The sequence below is a fragment of the Kistimonas asteriae genome, assembly GCF_018263925.1.
Lineage (GTDB): Bacteria > Pseudomonadota > Gammaproteobacteria > Pseudomonadales > Endozoicomonadaceae > Kistimonas > Kistimonas asteriae.
The window spans coordinates 1-3,129 of record NZ_JAEVHF010000038.1; the positions used below are offsets into that span (position 1 = coordinate 1).

The window sequence follows — 3,129 nt, forward strand, 5'->3', positions numbered from 1 at the left end:
GTCGTTGGCGTTCAAATCGCTTTGGCGTTATATGGTCAAGCCGCACGAGTCATTAGTACTGGTTAGCTCAACGCCTCACAACGCTTACACACCCAGCCTATCAACGTCCTGGTCTTGGACGGCTCTTCAGGGACCTCGAAGGTCCAGGGAAGTCTCATCTTGAAGGGGGCTTCCCGCTTAGATGCTTTCAGCGGTTATCCTGTCCGAACGTAGCTACCGGGCAATGCTTCTGGCGAAACAACCCGAACACCAGTGGTTCGTCCACTCCGGTCCTCTCGTACTAGGAGCAGCTCTTCTCAAACTTCCAACGTCCACGGCAGATAGGGACCGAACTGTCTCACGACGTTCTAAACCCAGCTCGCGTACCACTTTAAATGGCGAACAGCCATACCCTTGGGACCGGCTTCAGCCCCAGGATGTGATGAGCCGACATCGAGGTGCCAAACACCGCCGTCGATGTGAACTCTTGGGCGGTATCAGCCTGTTATCCCCGGAGTACCTTTTATCCGTTGAGCGATGGCCCTTCCATACAGAACCACCGGATCACTAAGACCTACTTTCGTACCTGCTCGAGATGTACCTCTCGCAGTCAAGCGCGCTTGTGCCTTTACACTAACCGTACGATGTCCGACCGTACTTAGCGCACCTTCGTGCTCCTCCGTTACTCTTTGGGAGGAGACCGCCCCAGTCAAACTACCCACCACACAATGTCCCCACACCAGATAATGGTGCCAGGTTAGAACCCCAACATGACCAGGCTGGTATTTCAAGATTGGCTCCACGCAGACTGGCGTCCACGCTTCATAGCCTCCCAGCTATCCTACACAAGTCATATCAAGGTCCACTGTGAAGCTGTAGTAAAGGTTCACGGGGTCTTTCCGTCTAGCCGCGGATACACTGCATCTTAACAGCGATTTCAATTTCACTGAGTCTCGGGTGGAGACAGCGTGGCCATCGTTACGCCATTCGTGCAGGTCGGAACTTACCCGACAAGGAATTTCGCTACCTTAGGACCGTTATAGTTACGGCCGCCGTTTACCGGGGCTTCGATCAAGAGCTTCGCCTAAGCTAACCCCATCAATTAACCTTCCGGCACCGGGCAGGCGTCACACCGTATACGTCCACTTTCGTGTTAGCACAGTGCTGTGTTTTTAATAAACAGTCGCAGCCACCTGGTATCTTCGACCGCCGACAGCTTAAGGAGCAAGTCCCATCACCATCAGCGGCGCACCTTCTCCCGAAGTTACGGTGCCATTTTGCCTAGTTCCTTCACCCGAGTTCTCTCAAGCGCCTTGGTATTCTCTACCTGACCACCTGTGTCGGTTTGGGGTACGGTCGCTTGTAACCTGACGCTTAGAAGTTTTTCCTGGAAGTATGGGATCGACCACTTCAGTTACCTTAGTAACCTCGTCATCAGCTCTCAGCATTATGAAACCGGATTTGCCTGGTCCCACTGCCTACTGCCTTAAACCTGGACAACCATCGCCAGGCCGGCCTACCCTTCTCCGTCACTCCATCGCAGTTACAACCGGTACGGGAATATTAACCCGTTTCCCATCGATTACGTCTTTCGACCTCACCTTAGGGGCCGACTCACCCTGCGCCGATTAGCGTTGCGCAGGAACCCTTGGTCTTCCGGCGAGGGGGCTTCTCACCCCCTTTATCGTTACTCATGTCAGCATTCGCACTTCTGATACCTCCAGCCTGCCTTCCAGCTTGACCTTCATCGGCTTACAGAACGCTCCTCTACCACCCAGTACAGTAAACTGTACTGAATCCGCAGCTTCGGTGTATGGTTTGAGCCCCGTTACATCTTCCGCGCAGACCGACTCGACCAGTGAGCTATTACGCTTTCTTTAAAGGGTGGCTGCTTCTAAGCCAACCTCCTGGCTGTCTGGGCCTTTCCACATCGTTTCCCACTTAACCATACTTTGGGACCTTAGCTGGCGGTCTGGGTTGTTGCCCTCTTGACAACGGACGTTAGCACCCGCTGTCTGTCTCCCGTAATTGCACTCCACGGTATTCGGAGTTTGCATCGGTTTGGTAACCCGGGATGGGCCCCTAGCCGACACAGTGCTCTACCCCCGTGGGTGAGATACGAGGCGCTACCTAAATAGCTTTCGAGGAGAACCAGCTATCTCCGGGCTTGATTAGCCTTTCACTCCGATCCACAGGTCATCCGCTAACTTTTCAACGGTAGTCGGTTCGGTCCTCCAGTTGATGTTACTCAACCTTCAACCTGCCCATGGATAGATCGCCCGGTTTCGGGTCTACTCCCAGCGACTCAAACGCCCTATTAAGACTCGGTTTCCCTACGCCTCCCCTATGCGGTTAAGCTTGCCACTGAAAGTAAGTCGCTGACCCATTATACAAAAGGTACGCAGTCACCGTCCGAAAACGGCTCCCACTGCTTGTACGTACACGGTTTCAGGGTCTATTTCACTCCCCTCAACGGGGTTCTTTTCGCCTTTCCCTCACGGTACTGGTTCACTATCGGTCAGTCAGGAGTATTTAGCCTTGGAGGATGGTCCCCCCATGTTCAGACAGGATAACACGTGTCCCGTCCTACTCGTTTTCACACTATCAGGCCTTTCGCATACGGGGCTATCACCCACTATGGCCATGCTTCCCAGCATGTTCTGCTAAACCTGAAAGTGCTTAAGGGCTAATCCGCGTTCGCTCGCCGCTACTGACGGAATCTCGGTTGATTTCTTTTCCTCCGGGTACTTAGATGTTTCAGTTCCCCGGGTTCGCCTCTCAATCCCTATGTATTCAGGAAAGAGATACCTGCCTTACGACAGGTGGGTTTCCCCATTCGGACATCATCGGATCAAAGCTTGTTTACCAGCTCCCCGACGCATTTCGCAGGTTACAACGTCCTTCATCGCCTCTGACTGCCAAGGCATCCACCGTGCACGCTTAGTCACTTGACCATATAACCCAAAACAATTTCCGGATTAACCCAACAACCGAAGTCGCCTGTTAAGCCAGGATCACTTTAGATGATCAAACGCCTAGACCAACGCTACCTTTAAGTGCGTTGGATTTACTATTACGATCGCCAGATCGTTTGCTTGAGAGTGCTCAGCAACAGTAAAATTTTCAGATTCCAAATTTTTAAAGAACAAA

Annotated in this window: 1 rRNA gene; it reads right to left on the bottom strand. The window is 52.6% G+C overall.

Going from position 1 to position 3,129, the window contains the following annotated elements:
* Positions 1-31: 31 nt before the first annotated feature.
* Positions 32-2,933, bottom strand: a 23S ribosomal RNA gene (locus KHS78_RS22115).
* Positions 2,934-3,129 lie beyond the last annotated feature (196 nt).